Annotated in this window: 24 protein-coding genes; 13 read left to right on the forward strand and 11 right to left on the reverse strand. The window is 36.3% G+C overall.

Annotated elements, in window-relative coordinates; translation table 11 throughout:
* The 5 genes from dnaA (at position 1) to ACZ2G0_RS00025 (ending at position 4,912) form a co-directional block, all read left to right on the forward strand.
* Positions 1 to 1,428 (forward strand): chromosomal replication initiator protein DnaA, encoded by a 1,428-nt coding sequence (dnaA, locus tag ACZ2G0_RS00005; protein ID WP_300285786.1) that lies wholly within the window; start codon positions 1 to 3, stop codon positions 1,426 to 1,428.
* Between the two features lie 7 nt (positions 1,429 to 1,435).
* Positions 1,436 to 1,903 carry a low molecular weight protein-tyrosine-phosphatase gene (locus ACZ2G0_RS00010; protein ID WP_470308455.1) on the forward strand — a complete coding sequence of 156 codons (468 nt, stop codon included), beginning with the start codon at positions 1,436 to 1,438 and terminating at the stop codon, positions 1,901 to 1,903.
* Positions 1,904 to 1,993: 90 nt separating this feature from the next.
* The gene (locus tag ACZ2G0_RS00015; RefSeq protein WP_300285790.1) at positions 1,994 to 2,716 is read left to right on the forward strand and encodes an SAM-dependent methyltransferase; all 723 of its coding nucleotides are present in this window, start codon (positions 1,994 to 1,996) and stop codon (positions 2,714 to 2,716) included.
* A 128-nt stretch (positions 2,717 to 2,844) separates the two neighbouring features.
* Complete coding sequence (locus ACZ2G0_RS00020; RefSeq protein ID WP_470308456.1) at positions 2,845 to 3,972, forward strand: methionine aminotransferase; 1,128 nt, start codon at positions 2,845 to 2,847, stop codon at positions 3,970 to 3,972.
* Positions 3,973 to 4,030: 58 nt separating this feature from the next.
* Positions 4,031 to 4,912, forward strand: a complete 882-nt coding sequence (locus ACZ2G0_RS00025; RefSeq protein ID WP_300285794.1) for an SDR family oxidoreductase — start codon at positions 4,031 to 4,033, stop codon at positions 4,910 to 4,912.
* Positions 4,913 to 4,928: 16 nt separating this feature from the next.
* Here ACZ2G0_RS00025 and ACZ2G0_RS00030 read toward each other — a convergent pair whose 3' ends face one another.
* The 3 genes from ACZ2G0_RS00030 to ACZ2G0_RS00040 all read right to left on the reverse strand — a co-directional run bounded on the left by ACZ2G0_RS00030 (position 4,929) and on the right by ACZ2G0_RS00040 (position 6,726).
* Positions 4,929 to 5,255, reverse strand: coding sequence for a hypothetical protein (locus ACZ2G0_RS00030; protein ID WP_470308457.1), 327 nt, complete (start codon positions 5,253 to 5,255; stop codon positions 4,929 to 4,931).
* 47 nt (positions 5,256 to 5,302) lie between these two features.
* Positions 5,303 to 6,055 (reverse strand): pirin family protein, encoded by a 753-nt coding sequence (locus tag ACZ2G0_RS00035; RefSeq protein ID WP_470308458.1) that lies wholly within the window; start codon positions 6,053 to 6,055, stop codon positions 5,303 to 5,305.
* An 89-nt stretch (positions 6,056 to 6,144) separates the two neighbouring features.
* Positions 6,145 to 6,726 carry a Crp/Fnr family transcriptional regulator gene (locus ACZ2G0_RS00040; protein WP_470308459.1) on the reverse strand — a complete coding sequence of 194 codons (582 nt, stop codon included), beginning with the start codon at positions 6,724 to 6,726 and terminating at the stop codon, positions 6,145 to 6,147.
* A 222-nt stretch (positions 6,727 to 6,948) separates the two neighbouring features.
* On the opposite strand from ACZ2G0_RS00040, the gene udk reads away from it, so the two are divergent.
* From udk to scpA, 4 genes are all read left to right on the forward strand, one after another.
* Complete coding sequence (gene udk / locus ACZ2G0_RS00045) at positions 6,949 to 7,557, forward strand: uridine kinase (protein WP_300285802.1); 609 nt, start codon at positions 6,949 to 6,951, stop codon at positions 7,555 to 7,557.
* Positions 7,558 to 7,713: 156 nt separating this feature from the next.
* The gene (locus ACZ2G0_RS00050; protein WP_300285804.1) at positions 7,714 to 8,037 is read left to right on the forward strand and encodes an FtsB family cell division protein; all 324 of its coding nucleotides are present in this window, start codon (positions 7,714 to 7,716) and stop codon (positions 8,035 to 8,037) included.
* 28 nt (positions 8,038 to 8,065) lie between these two features.
* Complete coding sequence (locus ACZ2G0_RS00055; protein WP_470308460.1) at positions 8,066 to 9,427, forward strand: methylmalonyl-CoA mutase subunit beta; 1,362 nt, start codon at positions 8,066 to 8,068, stop codon at positions 9,425 to 9,427.
* A gap of 43 nt (positions 9,428 to 9,470) precedes the next feature.
* Positions 9,471 to 11,615 (forward strand): methylmalonyl-CoA mutase, encoded by a 2,145-nt coding sequence (scpA, locus tag ACZ2G0_RS00060; RefSeq protein WP_470308461.1) that lies wholly within the window; start codon positions 9,471 to 9,473, stop codon positions 11,613 to 11,615.
* Between the two features lie 72 nt (positions 11,616 to 11,687).
* Here the strand turns inward: scpA and ACZ2G0_RS00065 are convergent, their stop codons facing one another.
* From ACZ2G0_RS00065 to dapF, 5 genes are all read right to left on the reverse strand, one after another.
* A complete protein-coding gene (locus tag ACZ2G0_RS00065) occupies positions 11,688 to 12,326 on the reverse strand; it encodes a peptidoglycan-binding protein LysM (protein WP_470308462.1) in 639 nt (212 codons plus the stop codon).
* Positions 12,327 to 12,423: 97 nt separating this feature from the next.
* The gene (locus ACZ2G0_RS00070) at positions 12,424 to 13,299 is read right to left on the reverse strand and encodes a DUF2279 domain-containing protein (RefSeq protein WP_470308463.1); all 876 of its coding nucleotides are present in this window, start codon (positions 13,297 to 13,299) and stop codon (positions 12,424 to 12,426) included.
* Between the two features lie 47 nt (positions 13,300 to 13,346).
* Positions 13,347 to 14,387 (reverse strand): endolytic transglycosylase MltG, encoded by a 1,041-nt coding sequence (mltG, locus tag ACZ2G0_RS00075; RefSeq protein ID WP_470308464.1) that lies wholly within the window; start codon positions 14,385 to 14,387, stop codon positions 13,347 to 13,349.
* Positions 14,388 to 14,397: 10 nt separating this feature from the next.
* The gene (locus ACZ2G0_RS00080) at positions 14,398 to 14,931 is read right to left on the reverse strand and encodes a GNAT family N-acetyltransferase (protein ID WP_470308465.1); all 534 of its coding nucleotides are present in this window, start codon (positions 14,929 to 14,931) and stop codon (positions 14,398 to 14,400) included.
* Between the two features lie 20 nt (positions 14,932 to 14,951).
* Positions 14,952 to 15,734: a diaminopimelate epimerase gene (gene dapF / locus ACZ2G0_RS00085; RefSeq protein WP_470308466.1), complete on the reverse strand. Its 783-nt coding sequence runs from the start codon at positions 15,732 to 15,734 to the stop codon at positions 14,952 to 14,954.
* 136 nt (positions 15,735 to 15,870) lie between these two features.
* Here dapF and ACZ2G0_RS00090 point away from each other — a divergent pair, with 136 nt between their 5' ends.
* The gene (locus ACZ2G0_RS00090; RefSeq protein WP_470308467.1) at positions 15,871 to 17,271 is read left to right on the forward strand and encodes a Do family serine endopeptidase; all 1,401 of its coding nucleotides are present in this window, start codon (positions 15,871 to 15,873) and stop codon (positions 17,269 to 17,271) included.
* A 155-nt stretch (positions 17,272 to 17,426) separates the two neighbouring features.
* Complete coding sequence (locus tag ACZ2G0_RS00095) at positions 17,427 to 18,875, forward strand: glyceraldehyde-3-phosphate dehydrogenase (protein WP_470308468.1); 1,449 nt, start codon at positions 17,427 to 17,429, stop codon at positions 18,873 to 18,875.
* 293 nt (positions 18,876 to 19,168) lie between these two features.
* On the opposite strand, the gene ACZ2G0_RS00100 is transcribed toward ACZ2G0_RS00095, so the two are convergent.
* Positions 19,169 to 20,575: an APC family permease gene (locus ACZ2G0_RS00100; RefSeq protein WP_470308469.1), complete on the reverse strand. Its 1,407-nt coding sequence runs from the start codon at positions 20,573 to 20,575 to the stop codon at positions 19,169 to 19,171.
* Positions 20,576 to 21,001: 426 nt separating this feature from the next.
* Here ACZ2G0_RS00100 and ACZ2G0_RS00105 point away from each other — a divergent pair, with 426 nt between their 5' ends.
* Positions 21,002 to 21,970: a tetratricopeptide repeat protein gene (locus ACZ2G0_RS00105; RefSeq protein WP_470308470.1), complete on the forward strand. Its 969-nt coding sequence runs from the start codon at positions 21,002 to 21,004 to the stop codon at positions 21,968 to 21,970.
* Between the two features lie 109 nt (positions 21,971 to 22,079).
* Here ACZ2G0_RS00105 and ACZ2G0_RS00110 read toward each other — a convergent pair whose 3' ends face one another.
* Positions 22,080 to 22,307, reverse strand: a complete 228-nt coding sequence (locus ACZ2G0_RS00110) for a CDGSH iron-sulfur domain-containing protein (RefSeq protein ID WP_300288613.1) — start codon at positions 22,305 to 22,307, stop codon at positions 22,080 to 22,082.
* A 204-nt stretch (positions 22,308 to 22,511) separates the two neighbouring features.
* Here ACZ2G0_RS00110 and ACZ2G0_RS00115 point away from each other — a divergent pair, with 204 nt between their 5' ends.
* Positions 22,512 to 23,372 (forward strand): NAD(P)-dependent oxidoreductase, encoded by an 861-nt coding sequence (locus ACZ2G0_RS00115; protein ID WP_470308471.1) that lies wholly within the window; start codon positions 22,512 to 22,514, stop codon positions 23,370 to 23,372.
* A 272-nt stretch (positions 23,373 to 23,644) separates the two neighbouring features.
* On the opposite strand, the gene ACZ2G0_RS00120 is transcribed toward ACZ2G0_RS00115, so the two are convergent.
* Complete coding sequence (locus tag ACZ2G0_RS00120; RefSeq protein WP_470308472.1) at positions 23,645 to 25,069, reverse strand: C40 family peptidase; 1,425 nt, start codon at positions 25,067 to 25,069, stop codon at positions 23,645 to 23,647.
* Positions 25,070 to 25,074 lie beyond the last annotated feature (5 nt).

Here is a 25,074-nt window from a genome sequence, read left to right on the forward strand (position 1 = left end):
ATGAACAAAACTGCTCAATCAGTATGGGAAAACTGTTTGTCTTTTATAAAAGACAACATTCAAGATCAAGCCTACAAAACTTGGTTTGAACCGATCAAATCAGTTGAACTTACCGATAACGCTTTATACATTCAAGTTCCTAGTAAATTTTTCTATGAATGGCTAGAAGAGCACTACGTAAAACTATTGAAAGTTGCCTTAACTAAAGAACTTGGTAAAAACGCAAAGTTACTTTATAAAATTAAGATGGAAAACACTTATGGCAATAAACAACCGTTTACGGAACAATTGCCAAGTGCCAACAGGGCTCCAATGAAACCCCAAAATGTAGATGCTCCTTTTAAAAATTTAGATCCTGAATTAAAAAATCCATTTGTAATTCCTGGTATCCGAAATTTAAAAATCGAATCTCAGCTGAACGCTAATTATAGTTTTGACAATTTCCTAGAAGGAGACTCGAACAGACTAGCGCGTTCTGCAGGTATGGCAGTTGCTAATAAGCCCGGTGGAACCTCTTTCAACCCCCTATTAATATTTGGTGGTGTAGGACTTGGTAAAACACACTTAGCCCATGCTATTGGTGTTGAGATTAAAGACAAATACCCAGACAAGACTGTTTTGTATATTTCTGCTGAAATATTCACACAACAATATATAGACTCTGTTAAGAAAAATAACAGAAATGACTTTATCCATTTTTACCAATTAATTGACGTACTTATCATTGATGACGTTCAATTCCTATCTGGTAAATCAGGAACGCAAGATGTGTTTTTCCATATTTTCAACTACTTGCATCAAAATGGCAAACAAGTAATCTTGACTTCGGACAAGGCTCCTGTTGACATGCAAGATATTGAACAACGTTTATTATCTCGTTTCAAATGGGGATTATCTGCTGAGTTACACCAACCCGATTACGAAACAAGAATTTCAATCTTGAAAAATATCTTGTATCGTGATGGTGTTGAAATACCTGAAGAAATAATCGAATACGTTGCTCGTAACATCAAGTCTAATGTTCGTGAGTTAGAAGGTGCCATTATCTCCTTAATAGCGCAATCATCGTTCAATAAGAAAGAAGTAACGATTGAACTAGCGAAAAGCGTTGTTGAGAAATTTGTGAAAAATGTAAAACGCGAAATCTCTATTGATTACATTCAGAAAATTGTTTCTGACTATTTTCAACTGGATTTAGAAACTTTACAATCAAAAACAAGAAAAAGACACGTTGTGCAAGCGAGACAATTAGCCATGTTTTTTGCTAAGAAATTTACCAAAGCTTCTCTAGCTAACATTGGTTCCCAAATTGGAGATAGAGATCATGCTACGGTTTTACACGCTTGTAAAACTGTTGACAATCTTGTTGCTACTGATAAACAGTTCAAGAAGTTTGTAGATGACATTCACAAAAAACTAACGCTTTAGTCGTTTCATGCAAGTAAAAATAGTAATGGTTTGCTTAGGCAATATTTGCAGGTCACCATTGGCCGAAGGGATTCTTGCATCAAAACTACCTAAAAAAGACTTTGTAGTTGATTCTGCTGGTACAGGTAGCTGGCACGTAGGGCGTTCACCTGATGCGCGTTCAATCGCTGTAGCAAAAAAAAACAATCTCGATATTTCCCAACAAAAAGGGCGACAATTTCAACAAGCCGATTTTGATAAATTCGATTACATCTATGTTATGGATCAGTCTAACTATGATGACGTTCTTGCAATAGCCACTTCCGATGAACAAAGACAAAAAGTAAAAATCATTTTAGACGAACTGTTTCCTAACGAAAACGTCGATGTGCCTGATCCTTATTATGGCATGTCCAATGGCTTTGAAATGGTGTACAACATGCTAGACGAAGCCTGTGACGTGATTGCTCAAAAATTAATAGCGAATCATTCTTGATCACGCTTTTTTAAATTTCTTTGCCTTCGTTAGTTCTTTCAAAATTCACGTTCTTTGTGCTAACATTAAGATTAAAAAAAACGTAGCACAATGAAACCAACCCCTCTTTTAGGAAAACTATACCTCATCCCTACTACTATGGGAGAATGTAACCCAATGGATGTTTTACCACAAACCGTAAAAAGAACAATTGATTTTATTGACCACTACATTGTTGAAAACGATAAAACTGCTCGGAAATCAATAAAAGAAGTACATCCTGAAAAAAAGCAATCGGACTTAGTCTTGTTTACTTTAAACAAACGCACCGAAACTAAAGAGCATTTGGATTTTATTAAACCTTTGCTCGAAGGTAAAAATATGGGTTTAATGAGTGAAGCCGGTTGTCCTGGTGTCGCTGATCCTGGCGCCGTTATCGTAAAATTAGCGCATGAAAAGGGCATCCAAGTCATTCCACTCGTTGGTCCATCTTCGATTTTGTTAGCTATGATGGCATCCGGAATGAACGGACAAAGTTTTACTTTCCATGGCTATTTACCAATTGAAAAAGACGAGAAAAAAGCCAGTTTTAAAAGCCTTGAAAGAATTTCTTTCGAAAAAAACCAATCTCAAATTTTCATCGAGACGCCGTATCGCAATAATAAATTACTGGAAGATTTGATACAGACATTGAACCCCGAAACCCATTTGTGCATCGCTACCGATATTACTTTACCTACCGAATATATCAAAACAAAAAAAATCGCCGCTTGGAAAAAGGAGACCATCGATCTCCACAAACGACCTACAATTTTTATCATTCATAAAATGTAAGAGTTAAAAACAAGACCATTAAAATCCATTTAAACAGTATTTAAACACTGATTGAATGGATTTTTTTTAGTGGCCCAAAAACCAATTTCAAGCCCTAAAATCACTATATTTAGCTTAAAAATTAGAATATGTCCAAATTACCGAATATTGGCACTAGTATCTTTACTGCAATGTCAAAGATGGCATTAGAGCACAACGCTATTAATCTCTCTCAAGGGTTTCCAAATTTTCCCGTTGATGAAAAACTGACCAACATCCTTGCTCGGCTAACTTCAGAAAATGTGCATCAATATACGCCAATGGCAGGTCATCCGCCTTTGCTAGCAAAAATTGCTCATTTACTAAAATCTTCTCACCAACGCATTGTAAATCCCGAAACCGAGCTACTCATTACTGCGGGAGCAACTCAAGGTATATTCACTACTATAACGGCTTTAGTTGACAGTGAGGACGAAGTCATTATTGTAGACCCTAGCTACGATTGCTACGAAGCTCCTGTTTTACTTTGCAAAGCAAAAGCAGTACGTATTGCTTTAAATGATGATTACACCACCAATTGGAACCGAATTGAACAAGCTTGCTCATCAAAGACCAAAATGATAATCATTAATAACCCTCATAATCCAACAGGAAAGATTTTAAGCGAACCTGACTTTGTGGCTTTAGAGCAATTAATGGATAAATTCCCAAAGATGCTGCTACTATCAGACGAGGTGTATGAATACATCACTTTTGAAGAAAAACACATTTCAGCTCACAGCCGGAAAAAACTAATTGATCGATGCATAACCGTCGCTTCTTTTGGGAAATCTTTTCATATTACGGGTTGGAAAATTGGTTACCTCGTTGCACCCGAATATTTAATGAGAGAAATAAAAAAAGTACATCAATTTTTAGTCTTTAGCGTAAACAGTATTTCTCAATTTGCCATCAGCGAATACCTTGATACTGTAGCTTTAGATGAAATTAGTTACTTTTATAAAGAAAAAAGAGATTACTTCAGGTCCTTATTAAACGGAAGTAAATTCGAATTACTAAACTGTGAAGGAACCTATTTTCAAGTGGCTTCGTATGCCGCTATTTCCTCAGAACCTGATGTCGCTTTTTGCAAACGACTCATAGTGGAACATGGAGTAGCCGCTATTCCTATTTCTACTTTTTACGAAAACGGAAAAGATCATAAATTAATTCGCTTTTGCTTTGCGAAAGACAATCAAACATTAGCTGCAGCAGCAGAAAGACTAAACCAAATTTAAAAATAAATTTATTATGCGTGCATAGTATAAATTTTACTATATTTACAATAAAAAAATTATGAGTTATACAGATAAAATGTTAAGAGACGATGCTTTAAAAGGTAAAGTAATTGTAGTTACCGGTGGTGGTAGCGGTTTAGGTAAAGCAATGACCAAATATTTCTTGGAGCTAGGTGCAAAAGTAGCTATCACCTCTAGAGATATTGAAAAACTTAAAAATACAGCTGCGGAACTCGAGGCTGAAACCGGTGGAACTTGTTTGCCTTTACAATGTGACGTACGTCATTATGAAGAGGTTGAAAACATGTTACAGGGTGTTTTAAAAGCTTTTGGTCAGGTTGATGTTTTACTAAACAATGCAGCTGGAAACTTTATTTCACCTACGGAGCGTTTATCTGCTAATGCATTTGATACTGTAATCGATATCGTTTTAAAAGGAACTAAAAACTGTACGTTAGCTTTTGGAAAACATTGGATAGACACGAAGCAAACTTCTGCATCGGTTTTAAATATTGTAACTACTTATGCATGGACTGGATCAGCTTATGTTGTACCAAGTGCTACTGCCAAAGCAGGTGTATTAGCCATGACAAGAAGCTTAGCTGTAGAATGGGCTAAATACGGTATTCGTACGAACGCAATTGCTCCTGGACCTTTCCCTACTAAAGGCGCATGGGACAGATTATTGCCTGGTGATTTAGCTGAAAAATTTGATATGGCTAAAAAAGTACCTTTACAACGTGTAGGTGATCATCAAGAATTAGCTAATTTAGCAGCTTATTTAGTATCTGATTTTTCAGCTTATGTAAATGGTGAAGTAGTTGTTATAGATGGAGGTGAATGGCTTAAAGGAGCCGGACAATTCAACCTACTCGAAGCTATTCCAGAGGAACTATGGGATCAGTTAGAGATGATGATAAAAGCTAAAAAGAATAAATAATATAAAAAGGAGAGTGCTACAAACACTCTCCTTTTTTATTATACTCCTCTAAGGCAGCGGTTAATTCGCTTGTTAGTAAACCACTTCCGCCGCCATAATGCTGAACAACAATAGCTCTAGGATTTGATTTATTGAAAAATTCCCGCAATCCATACTCTGATTCTTCTGAAATTCCTGATCCCAGCAATACAACTGCGATTGTATGGGTGTCAAAAACATGTTGCGCTTCGGCGTCGGTGCTTGCACCAAAAGCACACCAACGCGCATTAGCATTGATTAGCCTAATGACAGTATTCAAGATTTCCTCGTTTCTTCCTACATAAAGAATGTTACTCTTTTCCATTTGAAATTGCTAAATACCGTGCCTTATTTCAATACTTACTAAACGTTTTATAAACGCATTGGAACCTCCATTAACAAAATTTCAGACGCTTCATCATTTGCACTAATATCAAACAAATCTGTTGCCGTAATACCCATTCCGTCTCGTTCATTTAGAACAACGCCACCAATAGTAAAACTACCTTTTAAAATAAAAGCGTAAACACCATTATCCTTTTTTTTCAAAGTATAGGTGATATCAAAATCGGCATCAAATTTCCCCATATGAAACCAAGCATCTTGGTAAATCCAAACGCCTTCATCATCTTGATTTGGGGAAAGAATTTGCTGTAACTTATTCTGACGATCTTTTAAGTCTAGTGTGATTTGATCGTATCTTGGACTAACATTTTTTTGATTTGGATATACCCAAATTTGCAAAAACTTAACTTGCTGATCTTTGTTTTTATTGTACTCACTGTGAAAAATCCCAGTACCTGCACTCATTACCTGAATATCCCCCTGCTTAATTACCGTGGTGTTTCCCATGCTATCTTGATGCTCCAAGTCTCCCTCAAGCGGAATAGAGATAATTTCCATATTGTCATGAGGATGTTTCCCAAAGCCCATACCTTGGCTAACGGTGTCATCGTTTAAAACACGTAACACTCCAAAGTTCATTCGCTCTGGATTTTGATACCCTGCAAAGCTAAAAGAGTGGTAAGACTCTAACCAACCATGATTGGCATGTCCTCGTGTATTTGCTTTGTGTAAAATATAATTAGTTAGGGTATTTTCTTGAATTACTTTAGTGTTTTCCATTATAATTAGATTAAAAATGAAATACAAAATTGCAAACAAATAACAGCAATCGCATTGAACTAGAACAAGAAACTATTAAGAACAGCGGCCTATTTGTGGGCGAGTTTCTTTCGGATCTTGCTCAAAAACTCGGGAGACATTCCTAAATAGGAAGCGATGTAATGTTGTGCAAAACGGTTTGGAAAAGTAGGATAGCGTTCTAAAAACTCCAAGTATTTATCAGTAGCAGTCTTAGCAATAGTATCAAATAAGCGGTTTTGGGTAACCGCCAAATGGCGTTCTTTCAAGATCCGAAAAGCACGCTCAAATCGAGGCGCTTTTTCAAATAGCATCTCCTTAGATTCAGGTGTAAACATATAAAAATCGCAGTCTTCCAAGGTTTCAATGTATACATGACTTGGGGTTGTTTCATAGATACTAAATGAAATATCACTTAGCCAAGCATTCTCTACAGCTAACTGCAAAACTACTTCGGAGCCATTGGCATCAATATAATATTTGCGAGCACTTCCTTTGATCAAAAAGGCTTCAAAGTTACATTGCTCGCCTGCCTGTAGCAAAACAGTCTTTTTAGGCACTTGCTTGTACTCTAATAATTCATTAAAGATTGCTAATTCGCTCTCTTCAAAAACCACATAGCGGCTGATATTTTTATTAATTTGACTGTACAAAATAGTGTAGTTTTTAAAATTAAAGATAACAAAATAATATGGAGATATCAGGTTTTTTAATTAATGTAAGAGGACTACTACATTGCGTCCATCGAGTTTTTTATAAAATAAGTAGTAGGAAATTAGTAAAGTCGTAAAAAAAACTAATTCTACTGGCGCAATACCCTAATATCACCTTTAAATTCCTATTTTTGCCCCATATTCAATATTTAAAATTATTTTATGCTGATCATAGGTATTGCAGGAGGAACAGGAAGCGGAAAAACAACAGTAGTTCATCAAATAATGAATGAGTTGCCGGATAAAGAAGTGGGTATTATATCACAAGATTCATATTACAAAGAAAACAATAACCTCTCCTTTGATGAGCGCGCTTTAATAAATTTTGATCACCCACGTGCGATCGATTTTGATTTATTAGTAGCACATTTAAAGGAATTAAAAGCCGAAAAAACAATTCATCAGCCTGTATATTCTTTTGTAACTCACAATAGAACGGAGGATACCATTACGACACATCCCCGCAAAGTGATGATTGTTGAAGGAATACTAATTTTAGCAAATCCCGAATTAAGAGAATTATTTGATGTTAAAATTTTCGTGCATGCCGACTCTGACGAGCGCTTAATTCGTCGTCTTAAAAGAGACATTGCTGAACGAGGCCGAGACATGGATGAAGTTCTTAATCGATACCAAAACACATTAAAACCAATGCATCAGCAATTTATTGAGCCTACAAAAGCTTTTGCTGACATCATTATACCTAATGACAAACACAATACTGTAGCAATTGATGTAGTCCGGGCGGTAATAAATCAACGAATTCTGTAAATTTTATTGTAATTTTATAACCACCTAGCAGTTTCGCATCAAGTGGATAGTTACTATTTGGAGCTATTTCCTGCTGTACACTATATCTTTTATAACTTGACTAAAAAAGTCAAGTTATAAAAGGATGCCGTTACCATCAGGGCTAAAAAAAATAACATGAAAAACCCATATAAAGACAAATCTTGGTTTAAATTCCTAAGCAACAAATATGTTTGGGTACTTTTGTTTTTTATCATTTGGATGGTTTTTCTTGACAATTACTCTTACTTCGACCACCGGTTTCTTGACAACCAAATCACCGAACTAGAGGACAATGCAACCTACTACCAAGAAGAAATCAAAAAGGACGAACAGCAGATAAAACAGCTTAATAATCCTGACCAAATAGAAAAATATGCTCGCGAAAAATACTTTATGAAAAAGGATAGCGAAGATATTTATATTATCGAATTTGAAGGTGACAGCATTACGCAAAATTAAATCTAGAATTACTTAAAATCAATACCAAATGACTACTACTCTATTTGAAGATTTTGATCCCATATCCTCCAAACAGTGGAAACAAAAAATCCAATTTGAACTGAAAGGAGCTGATTACAATGAAACCTTAATTTGGAATTCGCCTGAGGATATAAAAGTAAAACCATTTTACCACGCTGATGATTGCACTAAAACTTTTGCAATAAGTAAGCAAACCACTCCATTTAAAATTTGCCAAAACATCTTTGTATTTGATGTCGAAAAATCTATTGAGAGAGCTTTGGACACAGTAGCACGTGGAGCCGAAAGCCTTCGCTTTACAATCGAAGACAGCAACATCGATATGGAACGATTGCTTGAAAAACTTCCTATCGAATCGATACCTGTTTATTTTCATTTTGATTTTATCTCAATCGATTTCGTCAAAAAAATTGATGCCATAGCCCAAAAACGAAAAGCCACTATCTATTGTAATCTTGATCCAATAGGACAATTAGCACAGGAGGGTAATTGGTTCAGTACAAATGAAAAAAGTAATTTCGAAACTTTACAAAAGCTTCAATCAACAACTAATTCTTCATTAATAAGCATCAATAGTGCACTGTATCAAAATGCGGGAGCAACAATTGTGCAGCAAATCGCCTACACGCTAGCCCACGCAAACGAATATTTCAATAGATTTGATGCAATAAAAACGCCTATAGTTTTACAAGTTGCAGTAGGTACCAATTACTTTTTTGAAATTGCAAAGTTGAGAGCCATACGAGTTTTATTTAATTTAATTGCAAAAGAATACAATCACAACCTAGATTGTCACCTCTTAGTAACACCAACTAAAAGAAACAAAACAATATATGATTACAACGTAAACATGCTTAGAACCACAACGGAATGCATGAGCGCTATTTTAGGTGGTGCTGATGCAATCGCCAACCTTCCCTATGATGCTTTGTATCACAAAGACAATGAATTTGGAGATAGAATTGCACGCAATCAACTACTAATTCTTAAAAACGAAAGCTATTTTGATAAAGTAAATAATCCAGCTGATGGTAGTTATTACATCGAAAGTTTAACCAATCAATTAGCCGAGAAAGGATTAGCCTTATTTAAAACCATAGAGGAAAATGGTGGATTTTTAAAGCAGTTAAATGATGGAACCATCAAACGAAAAATTCAAGAAAGTGCTGATGCAGAGCAAAAACTATTTGATTCTGGTAAAGAAATACTTTTAGGAACCAATAAATATCCTAATAAAAATGATAGAATGAAAAATGATCTTGAACTCTTTCCTTTTGTAAAAGTAAAGTCGAGAAAAACATTACTATCTCCAATTATAGAAAAAAGATTGGCTGAAAAATCTGAGCAAGAACGACTTGAAACAGAATAATCACCAATCAATTTACTTACTAAGTGCAAAATAGAGGCTAAACATGATACGAAAAGACCTTAAACATATTCAATTACATCCTCAGCAAGAGGAAGCTAAAGCATCTCTTGAAGCAGGAGAAAATAACGCTCCAGGCTTCGCAACTGCTGAAGGAATTGAACTTAAACAAAACTATAGTGCAAAAGACATCGAAAATCTGGAACATCTGGATTTTGGAGCTGGATTTGCACCTAATTTACGTGGACCCTATGCGACTATGTACGTTCGTAGACCCTGGACAGTACGACAATACGCAGGATTCTCAACTGCTGAGGAAAGTAATGCCTTCTATCGAAGAAATCTTGCTGCAGGACAAAAAGGACTGTCTATTGCCTTTGATTTACCTACCCATAGAGGGTACGATTCTGATCATGAACGTGTGGTGGGTGACGTAGGTAAAGCAGGTGTCGCCATAGATTCAGTAGAGGACATGAAGGTACTGTTTGACCAAATTCCATTGAATGAAATGTCGGTATCGATGACCATGAATGGGGCTGTCTTACCCATAATGGCGTTTTATATCGTCGCTGCAGAAGAGCAAGGTGTAAAACCCGAATTACTTTCAGGTACAATTCAAAATGATATTTTGAAGGAGTTTATGGTTCGTAACACCTACATCTACCCTCCAACACCATCGATGAAAATCATTGCTGACATATTTGAATTCACCAGCAAAAAAATGCCTAAGTTCAACTCTATTTCAATCTCAGGTTACCACATGCAAGAAGCCGGTGCTACTGCTGATATTGAACTTGCCTACACCCTAGCCGATGGATTAGAATACATTCGAACCGGACTAGCAACCGGAATGAAAATTGATGAATTTGCTCCTCGCCTTTCCTTTTTCTGGGCCATTGGGATGAACCATTTTATGGAAATTGCTAAAATGCGCGCAGGACGAATGATTTGGGCCAAACTATTAAAACAATTTAGTCCACAAGACGAAAAATCGTTAGCACTGAGAACTCACTGCCAAACGAGTGGTTGGAGCTTAACCGAGCAAGACCCATTTAACAATGTGGCTCGCACCTGTATAGAGGCGACTGCGGCTGCGTTTGGAGGCACACAGTCCTTACACACTAACGCCCTCGATGAAGCTATTGCATTACCCACCGACTTTTCAGCTCGAATTGCTAGAAATACGCAAATATTCCTTCAAGAAGAAACTAAAATAACCAAAACAGTTGACCCTTGGGCCGGTAGTTATTACGTAGAAAGTCTAACTAACGAAATTGCGCAAAGTGCTTGGAAACTTATTGAAGAGGTAGAAGAGCTAGGCGGAATGACTAAAGCAATCGAAGCTGGAATACCTAAACTGCGTATCGAGGAAGCAGCAGCTAGAAAACAAGCTCGTATCGATAGCGGTCAGGATATTATCGTTGGGGTAAACAAATACCGATTGGAAACCGAAGATCCGCTGCAAATTTTAGATGTTGATAATCAAATGGTGCGTAAGCAACAATTGGAGCAACTGAAACAAATAAAGGCGACTAGAGATACTGAAAAAGTAAAAGCTGCTCTCGATAAATTAATCCTATGTGCGCAAACTGGAGAAGGAAATTTATTAGAACTTGCAGTAGAAGCAGCGCGCTATAGAACAACCTTAGGAGAAATTAGCGATGCCCTAGAAACGGTTTTTGGTAGGTACAAAGCACAAATTAAATCTTTTAGCGGCGTGTATAGTAAAGAAATTAAAGACGACAAAAGCTTTGAAGAAGCAAAAGTATTAGCAGATAAATTTGCCAAACAAGAAGGGCGACGTCCTCGTATCATGATTGCTAAAATGGGACAAGACGGTCATGACCGCGGTGCCAAAGTAGTTGCGACTGGTTATGCCGATGTTGGTTTTGATGTGGATATAGGTCCGCTTTTTCAAACTCCTACCGAAGCAGCAAAACAAGCCGTAGAAAATGATGTACATATTTTAGGCGTATCCTCATTAGCAGCCGGACATAAAACATTAGTTCCTCAAGTAATCGAAGAATTAAAAAAACATGGTCGCGAAGATATTATGGTCGTTGTAGGCGGTGTGATTCCCGCCCAAGATTATCAGTATTTATTCGATAATGGTGCTGTAGCAGTGTTTGGACCAGGAACCAAAATTAGTGAAGCCGCAATCAAAATTCTTGAAATATTACTAGAAGAATAAGCTTGCTCTCGATAAACAAAAAGGGATACTTTTCAATGAAAAGTATCCCTTTTTTATGTAGTGAATGTTTTTTTAATTGGACGCTACTGCATTTACATTAGCTTCAATTAAAGAGGTATCATAACCTCCAAACGCTTTTAAGTAACTTCTAATCGAAGTACCGTAGGCGTCTTTAATAAACTTTTTACCGTTGTTTCTAAAATACCTTTTTACAGATCCTGCTCCACCCAAATGGGCCGCTGCTAAAATACCAGATTCAGTAATCAAAATACCATTGACCACTTTTCCGTCGTATTTTTCAATAACATCTTGGAGTAAGGCTTTGTTTTTAGATAAAAGAGCAACAAAAGCTTTTTCTTGCATCTTAGGGCTACGGAGGAATAATTCGGGGTTGTGAATTCCTACTGCTTTTAAAGCATCCGTTCCAAACTGATATTTCCCTAGATAACCTAGAGAATTAATTTTTTTGTATTTGTTTTTCGACTCTTTGAAACCAAGAGCTTGTTTAAAACCTACAAAGAAATTACCTGTAAAAGGAATGTTTATATCAGTATAACTTTCCTTTTTTTGAGACGGATATAAGTATTGAATTCCGTCTGTGTTTTTTATTAGAAACCATTCATTAGACTCTACTTTAAGCGGTTTAAAACCGGAACTTAAAAAGGCTATAATAACAGTTAAACTCGCATAAAAATACCACTTCTTTACCATAAATTGTTTTTCTTCAAAACGCTGTCCCGTTATGAAATTTCTGCGGGCAAAGATACAATAAATTTTATAAAGCTGAAAACCAACATGTTAAACTTATCTAAAAATAGATCAAATGGCCTTTAAACGACTCTCTAGGAGTGTATTCCAAAGTGGGTGCGGGAATTTTCAGGCTATTAAAAACAGAGAAAAATGTCTTTAAAAAATGTGATTTTGTTTCGATTTTCGTCAGGTCAACGTCTAAACTTAAGTAAAACTGCCTCGTTCTTTCGATCGACCCAATGGATGTTATTGTAGTATTTTCGCCATTTCCACTTACCATTCCATCCGCTCCATATCCAACAGCAACATTAAGCCATTTTGGAATTTTAGAGTCTTTAAAAAAGGAATACAAATTAACCGATAACCAATACGTTTGACCATTGTAATCTTTGATTATTTTCTCTGGAAGCGAACTTCCCAAAACGTTGGGTCTTAAAGCAGCATATTTTGTTGAATGAAAAGAGAATTTTGGAGTAATTCGTTGCTCTTTCCATACTAATTCTTGTCCAACATACAAAGCTGAACCGGATACATTGGCGATTAGGTCTCCTGGCGAAGCACCCCATTCAGTTGAAAAACCATCAAAAACCTCCACTACAGTCAAAAAAGCGAGCCCAAGACTGGCACCGTATACTAATTGCTGTTTTTTAGTGGCACCGCTCCACTGCAACATTTCGGATCCAAGTCGTCCTAAGTGATAAGTTGAATAAAAGTGACCTACCTTATCCATTTGCATCCATTCACTGTTATCATTGATAAAATGAAAATTAGAACGAGGATAGTCAGCATACCACAATTGGTTTAAACCAACTAAAGTAAGCCCTCCCAATGCAGCTTCTGAAATAAAGACTGTCTTTTTTCGCTTTGGATTTAAAGTATCCGAAGGTGTTAAAAATCGATCTAAACTATTTTGTGCGTAACCAATGCTCAGCAAAAAAAAGAATGATAAACAGCAGCATAATCGTTTGTGGAAAATCAAACCTATCTTTTTACGCCTTGCGCATTAATCCAATCCGAATATTTTTTAGCATTTAGGTTATGCTCTGGCAAAGTTGCAGCAAATTCATGATACCCAAAACGGTCCACGCTTGCGCAAAAGTAAATAAAGTCATTTTTCTCAGGACTAAGTACTGCCTCAAGAGCGGTAATGTCAGGCATGGCTATGGGTCCTGGTGGCAATCCTGTGTTCATATAAGTATTGTAAGGAGATGACATCGTCAAATCTTTGAAAAAGACTCGTTTAATAACTTGATTGAAATCGTTATCTTTCTTTTTAATAGCAAAAATAACCGTTGGATCCGCTTGCAAAGGCATTCCTAATCGTAACCTATTCAAATAAACGCCTGCGATTCTTGGTCTTTCGTCTTTTTTCACAGATTCCTTATGCACTATTGAGGCTAGAATTGTAGCTTCAATTGGTGATAATCCTTGTGCTTTAGCTTTTGCCTCGCGATCTGCTGTCCAAAAGTTGCGATACTCTTTAATCATTTTATCACGGAACTTCTCTGCCGAAGTATTCCAATAGGTTTCATACGTATTGGGAATAAACATTGCCATAACGTTATCTTCATTAAAACCATTTTCTTTCAAAAAGATAGAATCTTTAAACGAATTCAAAAGAGACAAACTATCAGCCTCAATTTGAGATCCTACCCTACCGGCTAAATTCTCAATGCGCTCTTGGTTGTTAAAAGCTAGTTTAACCGGAACATTAGATCGCATTGCTTTTACCAGCTCATAACTATTCATTCCTTTAGTCAATAAAAATCGACCGGATTTGACATTAGAAGGATAGTTCATCTTACCCGCTACCATTTCAAACCGATCCATATTTACCACATACGGGCTAACTAGTGCTAAAACTTCATTATAATTTGCTTCCGTAGGAACGAAAACAAAAACCTCTTTTTCGTTAAACTTAGTATTGTCTGAAAAAATTTGGTTAATCAACACGAAACCATATACTATTAATCCTGTGATCAATACAAGTGCTGTGATCGAAATTATTTTTTTTGTACTCAAAACGTATATTTTAAAATTGTTGCTTTATTAATTGATAGATTGCTTCATCATGATAAGCACCATTAATGAGATTCCAATCTTTTTTTACTCCAATATATTGAAAACCAAATTTAGTAAAAAGCGCGATGCTTGCTGCGTTTTCTACACTAATATTAGCATATAATTGATGTAGGTTTAAATGATGGAAAGCGTACCGAATTAAAAGTTCCACTGCCTCGGTGCCTACACTTTTATTTCTGTTTTCAACAGCCTGAATGACAATACCTATACCTGCTCGATTGTTCTTAGGGTCAAAATCAAACAAATCAATTAAACCCACGGCCGGAAAATCCTCGTCTTGGCAAATAGCTAACCGCAATTGCTTAGCCTCGTAAATATCTTGCTGAGCATTCTCTAAATATTGTTTTACTAAAAACCGACTGTAGGGCGTATTTGTGTTACTAACCTCCCAAATACTTTGGTCGTTTTCCATAGCATACACAAACTCCAAGTCGTTAGGCTCTAAAGCTCGAAGGTAAATTGTATCTCCTTTTAAGGTTATCATGATCGGGTTTCGTACTTGAATTAAATTGTAATTGTTCCTTCAAAAACAAATGTCGCGGGTCCAATTAAAAACACATTTGTGTAGTGGTCGCCCTCTTTGGTAAACGAAACACGCAACTTACCACCTTCTACAGCGATATCAATAGCGGTTTGCTTTGTTGCTCCTGTGGCATTCATGGCAATCGCTACGGCTGTTGCTCCGGTACCGCAAGCTAAAGTTTCATCTTCAACTCCTCTTTCATAGGTTCGCAAAGCAAAGCTACTTTCGTCAATTTGTTTTACAAAATTAATGTTGCTACCCGCTGTTCCGTATAAAGCTCCATATCGAATGGCTGCGCCATTTTCTTTTACATTATAATTTTCAAGATCAGTAACCAGCTGAACGTGATGCGGCGAACCTGTATTCAAGAAAGTATAGTCTTGTTGTTTATGAACAGCTGTAACATCAATCATTTGCAAAGAAACTATTTGGTCCTTGTCAATAGATGCATGGTGCAAACCATCAACGGCATTAAAGACCGCTTTAGTATCAATAACATTTAATTTTTTGGCGAAAGCCACTAAACAGCGACCACCATTACCGCACATAGTACTTTGGTTCCCATCGGAATTGTAATAGACCATCTTAAAATCGGCTTCTGGATCATTTTCGAGCAAAATAAGTCCATCACCACCAATTCCAAATCGGCGATCACATAAGCGTGCTATTAGCTCAATATTATTTTTAGGGAAAAATTCCGTACGATTGTCAATCATCACAAAATCGTTTCCAGTTCCTTGGTATTTATAAAAATGTAATTGCATTTATTCGTTGTTGTATGGAACAAAAGTACGAACTATTAATGAAATGTTAATCATAGTTAAACACCGTTAAAATATTTTTTAACACTATTATTTCGTCTTAAATTTACAATACAAACAAAATTAAACGATCTCTATTATGAAACGATTTTCTAATCTATTTTTAGTGTCTTTATTAAGTGGAGCCACAACTTTAGGGGCCTACAAACTTTTATTTGACACCAATGGTTATTTAGCGACCAACAAAAACGGTATAACAACGACCGCAACTGACTCTTACAATAAGAGAGTCGGACTTTCATCTGATGTATTGGATTTTACCGAAGCTGCAGAGAAAACGATACACACTGTCGTTCACGTTAAAAACGTATCGTACAAGGCCGTTTCCAATCCTATGTTAGAATATTTTTATGGGTACAAAGGAGGGCAATCACAAGAACAAGTTGGTACAGGTTCCGGTGTAATTATCTCAGCTGATGGCTATATTGTTACTAATAATCACGTGGTTAAAGATGCATCCGAAATAGAAATTACCTTAAATAACAAAAAATCATACAAAGCAAAACTAATTGGAACCGATTCCAAAATGGACATCGCCTTACTGAAAATCGATGCTGATGAAACGCTACCATATACAACATTTGGTAATTCTGACTCCGTAAAAATAGGGGAATGGGTTTTAGCAGTTGGAAATCCGTACAACCTAACCTCAACGGTTACCGCTGGAATTGTTTCAGCTAAAGCAAGAGATTTAGGCAGCAATGGTATCCAATCTTTTATTCAAACGGATGCAGCTGTAAACCCAGGAAATAGTGGTGGTGCACTCGTGAATACACGTGGAGACTTAATTGGAATCAACACTATGATTACTTCGATGACAGGATCTTATGTTGGATACTCGTTCGCAGTACCGTCAAATATCGCTCGAAAAATTATTGAAGATATTATGGAGTATGGTAATGTACAAAGAGGAATTCTTGGCGTTCAAGGAGGCGAATTAAATTCAAATGCTTCCAAAGAATTAGGCTTAAAACAAACGGAAGGTTTCTATATCAGTGCTGTGACACCTAATTCAGGAGCTCAAAAAGCAGGGCTTAAAAAAGGAGATGTAATTGTAAAATTAGATAATCAAAATATTGCTACCTATGCTGATTTATCTGGTTACATCAATACTAAAAGACCAAATGACAAAGTAGAGGTGACTATTTTAAGAGACGGAAGCAATAAAACAGTACCTGTAGTCTTAAGCAAAAACGAGTTTTTTAATACCGAGTTTAAAGGAATCGAATTAGAAAACATTAGCGCTGCTGATAAAAAGAAATTTAATGTTAATTACGGTGTCAAAATCAAAGCCATTACTAATGAAAATTTGATGCAGTATGAAGCGGAACTAAAAGGAAGCATTATCATAAGTATTGATAATAGCAAAGCAGTAAATGTAGAAACCGTTTCCAAGCTTTTGAATAATAAAGATGAAAATCAAAGTATTCGACTGGAACTAATAAATAAAAACGGTGAACTATTCCGAATCATAATCTAATTTAACACAACCCTAAAACGGTAAGCCAACTTGATAATTCAGGTTGGCTTTTTTTATAAAAAAAATCACAAAATAGTTTACGAAATCGATTGAAATGGGTACTTTTGCCTCAAATTTAAAAATACAACTACTAAATTTTCACAACTTAAACACCCATGAAGAACACACCTTTGTATCAAAAAGAAGTTTCATTTCAAGTCGACAGACGACGCGCCGGAGTTGAATTAATTAAAATCATTAGTGATTTATGGTATGATAAATCAATCGAAATGGTTTTGTTTAAAAATCAACTTTTAGACAAAAACGTAAGCGACATCATCAATTTGCATCAATATGCAGGGGAATTTGTAGGCAAGCCAATCACAATTTTTGACTCAGTAGAAATAGCAAGAGCTGTTTTCGAACTTGATTTACCGCCAGCAAAATTGGATATTGGTAAACTAACCTACGAATACTTATTGGATGATGAGAAATATCCTGATGCAAGACATTTTGTTTTAGATAAATTAAAAGAGGCTAAATCATCTGATGAAATCCAACCAAAGGACGTTGTACTTTATGGTTTTGGCCGAATTGGTCGCTTATTGGCGAGAGAATTGATGTCAAAAACAGGAAAAGGAAATCAATTACGACTAAGAGCTATTGTAACTCGTGACAAAAATGATGCGACTACATTAGAAAAAAGAGCTTCTTTATTACGTTACGATTCGATCCACGGAGATTTCCAAGGATCAGTTGCAGCTGATACGGAAAACAATGCATTAATCATAAACGGAACTACTGTTCACATCATCTCTGCAGGAAGTCCTGAAGAAATTGATTATACCCAATACGATATCGATAACGCTTTAGTTATTGATAACACTGGAGCTTTTACAACCAAGGAAGCATTGAGTCGCCATTTAACATCAGTAGGTGTTGATAAAGTTTTACTAACTGCACCAGGAAAAGGGGTACCTAACATTGTTCATGGTGTTAACCAAAATGAGTACAACCCAGATGAAATTGATATTTTCTCTGCTGCATCTTGTACAACAAATGCTATTACGCCTATTTTAAAAGCTATAGAAGACACTCTTGGTGTTGTAAAAGGACATCTTGAAACAATTCATTCCTACACTAACGATCAAAACTTAGTGGATAACATGCACAAAAAATACCGTCGTGGTAGAGCAGCAGCTTTAAACATGGTAATTACTGAAACAGGTGCAGGTACCGCTGTTGCAAAAGCGCTACCGTCGTTAGAAGGAAAACTGACTTCGAACGCAATTAGGGTTCCTGTGCCTAACGGGTCTCTGGTTGTTTTAAATTTACAAGTAAAGACTAAAACTTCAGTTGCCGCTCTAAATGCTATCATGAAAAAATATGCTTTAGAAGGAGAATTAGTAGAGCAAATTAAATATTCTACAAACAACGAATTAGTTTCATCAGATATCGTAGGTACTTCGGCACCTTCTATTTATGACAGTAATGCTACAATTGTTGCTAATGGTGGTAAAGACATTGTACTTTACATTTGGTATGACAATGAATATGGCTACAGTCATCAAGTAATTCGATTGGCTAAATATATTGCTAAAGTAAGACGTTTTACGTACTACTAGCGAACCGTTTTCAGGCTGGCCATTGTTATTGTTTTTTTAGTTATCAGTTTTTAGTTTTAGTTCAAGTTCAAATTGTAGATAGCAAACCAGCCTGCATTAAATAGAAAATCCGTCAAGTGTAACAACAAGACGGATTTTTTTATGCACTAAAAGGAGCCTAAATAATACGGCCATCCACTACATAAAAAAATCCGTTTCGATTGATACGAAACGGATTTTATTGTTAGTATTAGCAAACTGTATTCATGAAAAGAACTTGATTAGATTTTAATTCTTCTATCAACCCAGCAGTGCTACTCCTTAGCTTTCGTTAAATAATAGATCGGAATTCCCAATAGCATAATTAAAACACCCCAACCACTTGTACTTGTTTTCGTGTACAATAAGGCTACGCAAATTGCTGAAGCCACTATGATATAAAACGCAGGTAAGTACGGATATAAAAATGCTTTGTAGGGACGTTCAGCGCTTGGCATCTTTTTTCTTAATATAAAAATACCCAAAATAGTTAAAATATAAAAGATCAATACAATGATAACAACAAAGTCCAATAAGTCACCATATTTCCCCGTAAGACACAAAGCCGAAGCCCAAAAACACTGCATCCATATAGACCAAGCAGGTACCTTAGCTTCATTTAATTGTGCTGCTTTCTTAAAAAACAAACCGTCCTGCGCCATAGTATAGTACACTCGAGCTCCAGCCATAATCAGACCATTGTTACACGCAAATGTCGAAATCATGATGGTCACTGCAATCAGCAGCGTACCAACTGAACCAAAAATATATTGCGAGGCTACAACCGCTACTCTATCGGATTCAGCAGTCGCAATTTCTTGCAAAGGCACAACTGCTAAGTACATAAAATTAGCAATAATGTAAATACAGCTTACGATCAACGTCCCAAGAAATAAGCTCAAACCTACATTGCGTTTCGGATTTTTAATTTCACCAGCAATAAAAGTTACTCCTTCCCAAGCTACACTACTAAACATAGAACCTACTAAAGCAGCTGATATTGCCGAAATCAAGGTAACACCACTTATAGATGACCAAGTACCTGTCGCTACATCCAATGACGAGGAAGACCAGGCGTTTGCCCAATTGGCATCCCAAACTTCTGCCTTGGCAGCTACAAAACCAAAAATAATAAGTCCTGCAAGTGATAAAATCTTAATAACAGTCAAAACAGTTTGTAATGTTTTTGAATTTTTCACACCACGACTATTTACATAACTCAATAAAATAATGGTAATAATCGAAACTATTTGAGCCGCGTTCAATTTAAAATCACCTAGCTCATATAAAATATTTTTGTCGCTAAAAGCTGGAAATAAATAAGCCGCAAACTTCGAAAAAGCGACTCCAACCGCCGCTATCGTCCCCGTTTGAATAACCGCAAAAAAGCTCCATCCATATAAAAACCCAACAAGTTTACCGTAGGCTTCCTTAATATAAACGTACTGCCCGCCTGCTTTAGGAAACATCGCGCTAAGCTCACCATAACTTACGGCAGCAATAACGGTAATCAATCCTGTTAGCACCCACATCGCAATCAGCCATCCGGCTGACCCTAATTGCCGAACCATGTCGGAACTTACAATAAAAATCCCCGATCCTATCATGGAACCAGCTACAAGCATCGTTCCGTCTAGTAATCCGAGTTCGCGTTTAAAATCTTCTTGATTGTCTTCTTGCATTATTTTGGTTTTTGGTTTGGCTAAAGATATACATTTTTTAGAAATCCAAATTAGTTTCGACGAATCAAATAAGGAATCTACTTTTAATTTTTTTGGCGTAACCCTGCTTCCATTTCACTTCAGCAGTGTCGGGCTATACGCTATATTCCCCAGCCTATAAATCGTGGCTACGCCTCATTTATAGGCTGGGGCGATGCCGCTACTATCCCTTACGCACATCAAGATTCCTTGCAACATCCTGCCCACTACTAAAGAAAACGAATCAAGAGTAGCAAAAGAAAAAAATGTTGAATAAGCACTACAACAGCCGTCTTTTTGTAACTAATTATTTATATATTTGAATGAAACAAACCACCACAAAGTAGCTACACTAGTACAAACAAGTGTCTAACCATCAATTATTTCAAATATAGGATCAGCAACAGCATGAAAAAACTAACTCTACTACTTGTTCTATTTACTTATTACAACTCACAAGCTCAAAAAACAAAAGAATTACCAACTGACGCATTAACAAAGGAGCTAGCTAATAACAGTTGCATGTGCATTGATTCAATTCAATTATATAACAAAGCAATCGACCAGGTGACCAAAGAAATCAATAGTTGCATCAACCAACAAGTTAGTGCCTTACAATTGGGCAAAAAACTATTAGCTATTGAAGATATAGCGGCAAAAGCCAAAGATAAAAATGGTAAAAAACAAGTAGACATCGCTATCAACTTCAACGAAGACTCTGATGAGTACAAGCAGGCCTACTATGAACTCGAAAGGTACTTAATGAGCGATTGCACCGCTATCAAAGAAAAAGCGGCTGCCAATGAAAAACAAAATGCTAAATCAGTATCCGAGAATAAAAAAGCACTCGAATACTATTCCTTAGGATTGAAAGCGTCAACTAAAGAAAATTTTGAACAAGCAGCGGACTATTTTAAAAAAGCCGTGCAGGAAGATCCTGAATTTGCATTTGCTTGGGACAACCTTGGAATAAGCTACCGCCACTTAAATGATTACGATAAAGCAATCGAAGCTTACAATAAATCAATTGCAATTGATCCCAACGGATTAATGCCACTCCAAAATATTGCTGTAGCATATGTTCACAAAGAAGAATTTACAAACGCCATAAAAGCTTATGAAAAACTAGCCATTGTTGATCGAAACAATCCTGAAGTATTTTACGGATTAGGCAATGTTTATGCGCTAAATTTAAAAGAGTATGAAAAAGGACTCGATAACATGTGTAAAGCCTACAACTTATATGTCTCGCAAAAATCACCCTATCGAACGGATGCTGAAAGTATCATAAACATGATTTATGCTGAACTAAAAAAGCAAGGAAAAGAAACACAATTCAACCAAATATTAAAGGACAACAACATAACGCAAAATTAGCAAAGCAGTTTGTACCTCAAGGTATTTACAATTCATTTACTAAGTTAAAATAAAAAATCGGCAGCTGCTGCTTGCCGATTTTTCATTATATCACTACTGCCTAAAGCTACTAGTTTGTTTTCATTGGTGGTAAATCAAATGCAGCTGCTTCGTGTTCAAAATTATTACGGTGCGCTCCATCGCAAAATGGCTTATTAGCAGATAATCCGCAACGACAAAGGCCTAAAGCTTTTCTACCTTCTAGTCCGTAAACATTACCTTGACCATCTACTATTTCAAAATCTCCTTCGATTTTGATCGATCCATTTTTATTAATTGTTAGCTTCGTATTGCTCATGTTACTTTGTTTTTAATTGGAGGTCAAAGATTAGAAAATATTATAGAAAGTTCTCCATTTGTTGTTTATTTTTTCATCAGTCAATGTTATTTACACTAATTCTATTTTATAACTTTCTTTTAGCACGAAATCAACCTCATCTCAACAAAAATATACTTAAATTTGATGGAAGCACTTTCGCATTTACAAACAAATTAAAAGCATATGAATACAATAAAAATAGGTTGGATTGGACTAGGCAACATGGGAAATCCAATGGTTCAAAATCTTTTAAAAGCAGGATTCCCCGTTACTGTTTACAACCGTTCTAAAGATAAGGAATCTCCATTGCTAGCACTAGGCGCTACTCCTGCTGAAAGCCCTGCAGAATTAATTAAGACCTGTGACGTAGTCATCACTATGTTATCAAATGATGCAGCCGTAAAGGAGGTTTTTGAAAGTAAAGAAGGTCTTTTAGCAACTGCAAATGTGGATAAACTAATAATCAATATGAGTACTGTTGCACCCGAAACTTCTCGCTATTTAGCAGCTCTTTGTGTTCAACATCAACTAGAATTTATCGATGCTCCTGTATCAGGTAGTGTAAAACCAGCGCAGGATGGCGCTCTGGTGATTTTAGTAGGTGCGAGTAAACCTAATTTTGAAATTGCTAAACCTATTTTTGATGTTTTGGGCAAAATTGCCATTCATGTTGGTGAAGCCGGAGTAGCTAGTTCAGCCAAACTTGCTATTAATTATCTTTTGGGACTTAATTTACAAGGTTTAGCTGAAACTGTTTTATTTGCTGAAAAAAATGGGGTTAGCAAAGAAGACATGCTCACCATTATTAATGCTGGAGCTTGTGGCAACGGAATTACTAACATAAAAGCACCATCAATTATTGAGGACTCTTTTCCAGCTGCATTTGCTTTAAAGCATTTAGTTAAAGATTTGGGTCTAGCTAAAGACGCAGGATTGGCATCTCCTTTAATACACCCTTTGTACGACACCTACTTAAAGGCACAACAAGAAGGCTTAGGAGATCAGGATGTAATGGCTATCATTAGTAGTTTAAAAAACGCTTAAGTTTTCAAATAAAGATAGGAGTGCATTTTTAGCACTATTGATTTTAGCCCTGATAGAAGTAAAACTCCTTGCGCAGTGCACTTGTATTTTTCTAGGCTAAAAAGAGCGACTAAAAGAAGCTCCTTTTTAGACGTAAGAAAAAACAAAGGCACCAGTAAGAGTGGTACGATAGCAGGAAATTGCTCCTAAAAAACTAACAACTAAAAATAAAACACCCCAAATAATACGATATTAATTGGGGTGTTTTTGTGAAATATAAATAGGTAAATGGACTAGAGCACCCGATTGATTTGTGTTACTCTTTTACTGTAGTATCTTTCCTTTATTGATGAAATAATCACACCACTATTAGAGGCATGAATGAATTTTATATCTCCGTTGTTGACCTCAACTACCATTCCTACATGGTTCACTTGACCACGACCATTCGTTTTAAAAAAGATTAAATCTCCTTTTTGGGCGTCTTCGTTATTGATTTTTGTTCCGTATTGCGACATCTCGTATGAAGTCCTAGGTAAGTCGATATCAAAAGCGCCAAAAGTGGTACACATTAAACCTGAGCAATCAAATCCCGCTTTGGTAGTTCCACCCGGTCTGTAGCGAGTCCCGATGTTTTCAGATGCAGTAGAAACCAATTGGTCTAAAAAATCGGTTCCGTGAAATGCTTTCACATCATAATTAGTATCGACTGCTGGGTTACTGATTACATCTTTTACTACAAAAGCACTTTTATTTTCTATTGGTTTTTTAGTGCGAATATTAAGTTGGTATCCCACCGGCAATCCGTTTTTGATTTTAGGATTTTGTCGCTCTAACTCAGCCACTGTGATTCCGTATTCCTTTGCTATGGCGTACTTTGTTTCTTTTGCAAGAACCTCACGCACAACCTCTGTTTCGGGCGCATCAGCAGCACTCTCTTTAGCAGTAACAATAGCTGGTTGTACGGTTGCTACAGTTTTTGCCTCAGTAACGGGATTTGAAATAACAGCTACTGGATTTGAAGGAGTGGCAACGGCAGTTTTATCAACTATTTGCTGGTCCTTAACCGGAATAATCAATTGCTGTCCAATTTTTAAAGGCTCGGTAAGCAAAATTGGGTTGGCGGCATCGATATCGGCAACGGTTAGTCCGTATTCGCGAGCAATAGCGTATTTAGTTTCACTAGGAAGTACTTCACGCACTACTTTAGTCTCTCCGGTAGTTGTATTTAAAGCTACCGCTGTAGTCGTTTCTTTTTGAATGGTGTTTTTTGAAGCGGTGCTTTGCGCTACTATTTCTTGGTTAGCGTCAGTAATTGGGATATTTATTTTTCCGCCTTTTCTTAAACCTGTTTTTTCTAAAGTTGGATTTTCTTGGTACAAATCAGCTACGGTTAAACCATACTGTCTTGCAATACCGTAAATTGTTTCTTTGGGTTGTACGGCATGTATTTTTAACTTGTTTTTGGTTGCGATAGTTGCGGTACTTTTTACTAATTCCTTATTTGGATTAGGAATTAAAAGAGTCTCTTTGAACTTGATTCCCTTTCGTGCCTCAGGATTAAGGTCGTAAATAGCATTCGCTTTTAAGTGGTATTGTTGTGCAATTTTGCTTATGGTTTCTCCTTTTGCAACAGTATGTTTTATGTATTTTTCTTGCGAAAAAGCTGTAAAACCTATTAAAAACACCAAAATTAAAATCCAATTATTATACTTCATAAACC

Source organism: Flavobacterium sp. KKT103, assembly GCF_055640565.1.

Excerpts from the sequence above, each read along its gene's own strand:
- udk (WP_300285802.1), top strand. The coding sequence starts at position 6,949 with ATGCTGATCATAGGTATTGCAGGAGGAACAGGAAGCGGAAAAACAACA.
- ACZ2G0_RS00010 (WP_470308455.1), top strand. The coding sequence starts at position 1,436 with ATGCAAGTAAAAATAGTAATGGTTTGCTTAGGCAATATTTGCAGGTCA.
- scpA (WP_470308461.1), top strand. The coding sequence starts at position 9,471 with ATGATACGAAAAGACCTTAAACATATTCAATTACATCCTCAGCAAGAG.
- ACZ2G0_RS00035 (WP_470308458.1), bottom strand. The coding sequence starts at position 6,055 with ATGGAAAACACTAAAGTAATTCAAGAAAATACCCTAACTAATTATATT.
- ACZ2G0_RS00095 (WP_470308468.1), top strand. The coding sequence starts at position 17,427 with ATGAAGAACACACCTTTGTATCAAAAAGAAGTTTCATTTCAAGTCGAC.
- ACZ2G0_RS00115 (WP_470308471.1), top strand. The coding sequence starts at position 22,512 with ATGAATACAATAAAAATAGGTTGGATTGGACTAGGCAACATGGGAAAT.
- ACZ2G0_RS00055 (WP_470308460.1), top strand. The coding sequence starts at position 8,066 with ATGACTACTACTCTATTTGAAGATTTTGATCCCATATCCTCCAAACAG.
- ACZ2G0_RS00120 (WP_470308472.1), bottom strand. The coding sequence starts at position 25,069 with ATGAAGTATAATAATTGGATTTTAATTTTGGTGTTTTTAATAGGTTTT.
- ACZ2G0_RS00080 (WP_470308465.1), bottom strand. The coding sequence starts at position 14,931 with ATGATAACCTTAAAAGGAGATACAATTTACCTTCGAGCTTTAGAGCCT.
- ACZ2G0_RS00015 (WP_300285790.1), top strand. The coding sequence starts at position 1,994 with ATGAAACCAACCCCTCTTTTAGGAAAACTATACCTCATCCCTACTACT.
- ACZ2G0_RS00105 (WP_470308470.1), top strand. The coding sequence starts at position 21,002 with ATGAAAAAACTAACTCTACTACTTGTTCTATTTACTTATTACAACTCA.
- ACZ2G0_RS00020 (WP_470308456.1), top strand. The coding sequence starts at position 2,845 with ATGTCCAAATTACCGAATATTGGCACTAGTATCTTTACTGCAATGTCA.
- ACZ2G0_RS00030 (WP_470308457.1), bottom strand. The coding sequence starts at position 5,255 with ATGGAAAAGAGTAACATTCTTTATGTAGGAAGAAACGAGGAAATCTTG.
- ACZ2G0_RS00110 (WP_300288613.1), bottom strand. The coding sequence starts at position 22,307 with ATGAGCAATACGAAGCTAACAATTAATAAAAATGGATCGATCAAAATC.
- ACZ2G0_RS00090 (WP_470308467.1), top strand. The coding sequence starts at position 15,871 with ATGAAACGATTTTCTAATCTATTTTTAGTGTCTTTATTAAGTGGAGCC.
- dapF (WP_470308466.1), bottom strand. The coding sequence starts at position 15,734 with ATGCAATTACATTTTTATAAATACCAAGGAACTGGAAACGATTTTGTG.
- ACZ2G0_RS00025 (WP_300285794.1), top strand. The coding sequence starts at position 4,031 with ATGAGTTATACAGATAAAATGTTAAGAGACGATGCTTTAAAAGGTAAA.
- ACZ2G0_RS00050 (WP_300285804.1), top strand. The coding sequence starts at position 7,714 with ATGAAAAACCCATATAAAGACAAATCTTGGTTTAAATTCCTAAGCAAC.
- ACZ2G0_RS00065 (WP_470308462.1), bottom strand. The coding sequence starts at position 12,326 with ATGGTAAAGAAGTGGTATTTTTATGCGAGTTTAACTGTTATTATAGCC.
- dnaA (WP_300285786.1), top strand. The coding sequence starts at position 1 with ATGAACAAAACTGCTCAATCAGTATGGGAAAACTGTTTGTCTTTTATA.
- ACZ2G0_RS00100 (WP_470308469.1), bottom strand. The coding sequence starts at position 20,575 with ATGCAAGAAGACAATCAAGAAGATTTTAAACGCGAACTCGGATTACTA.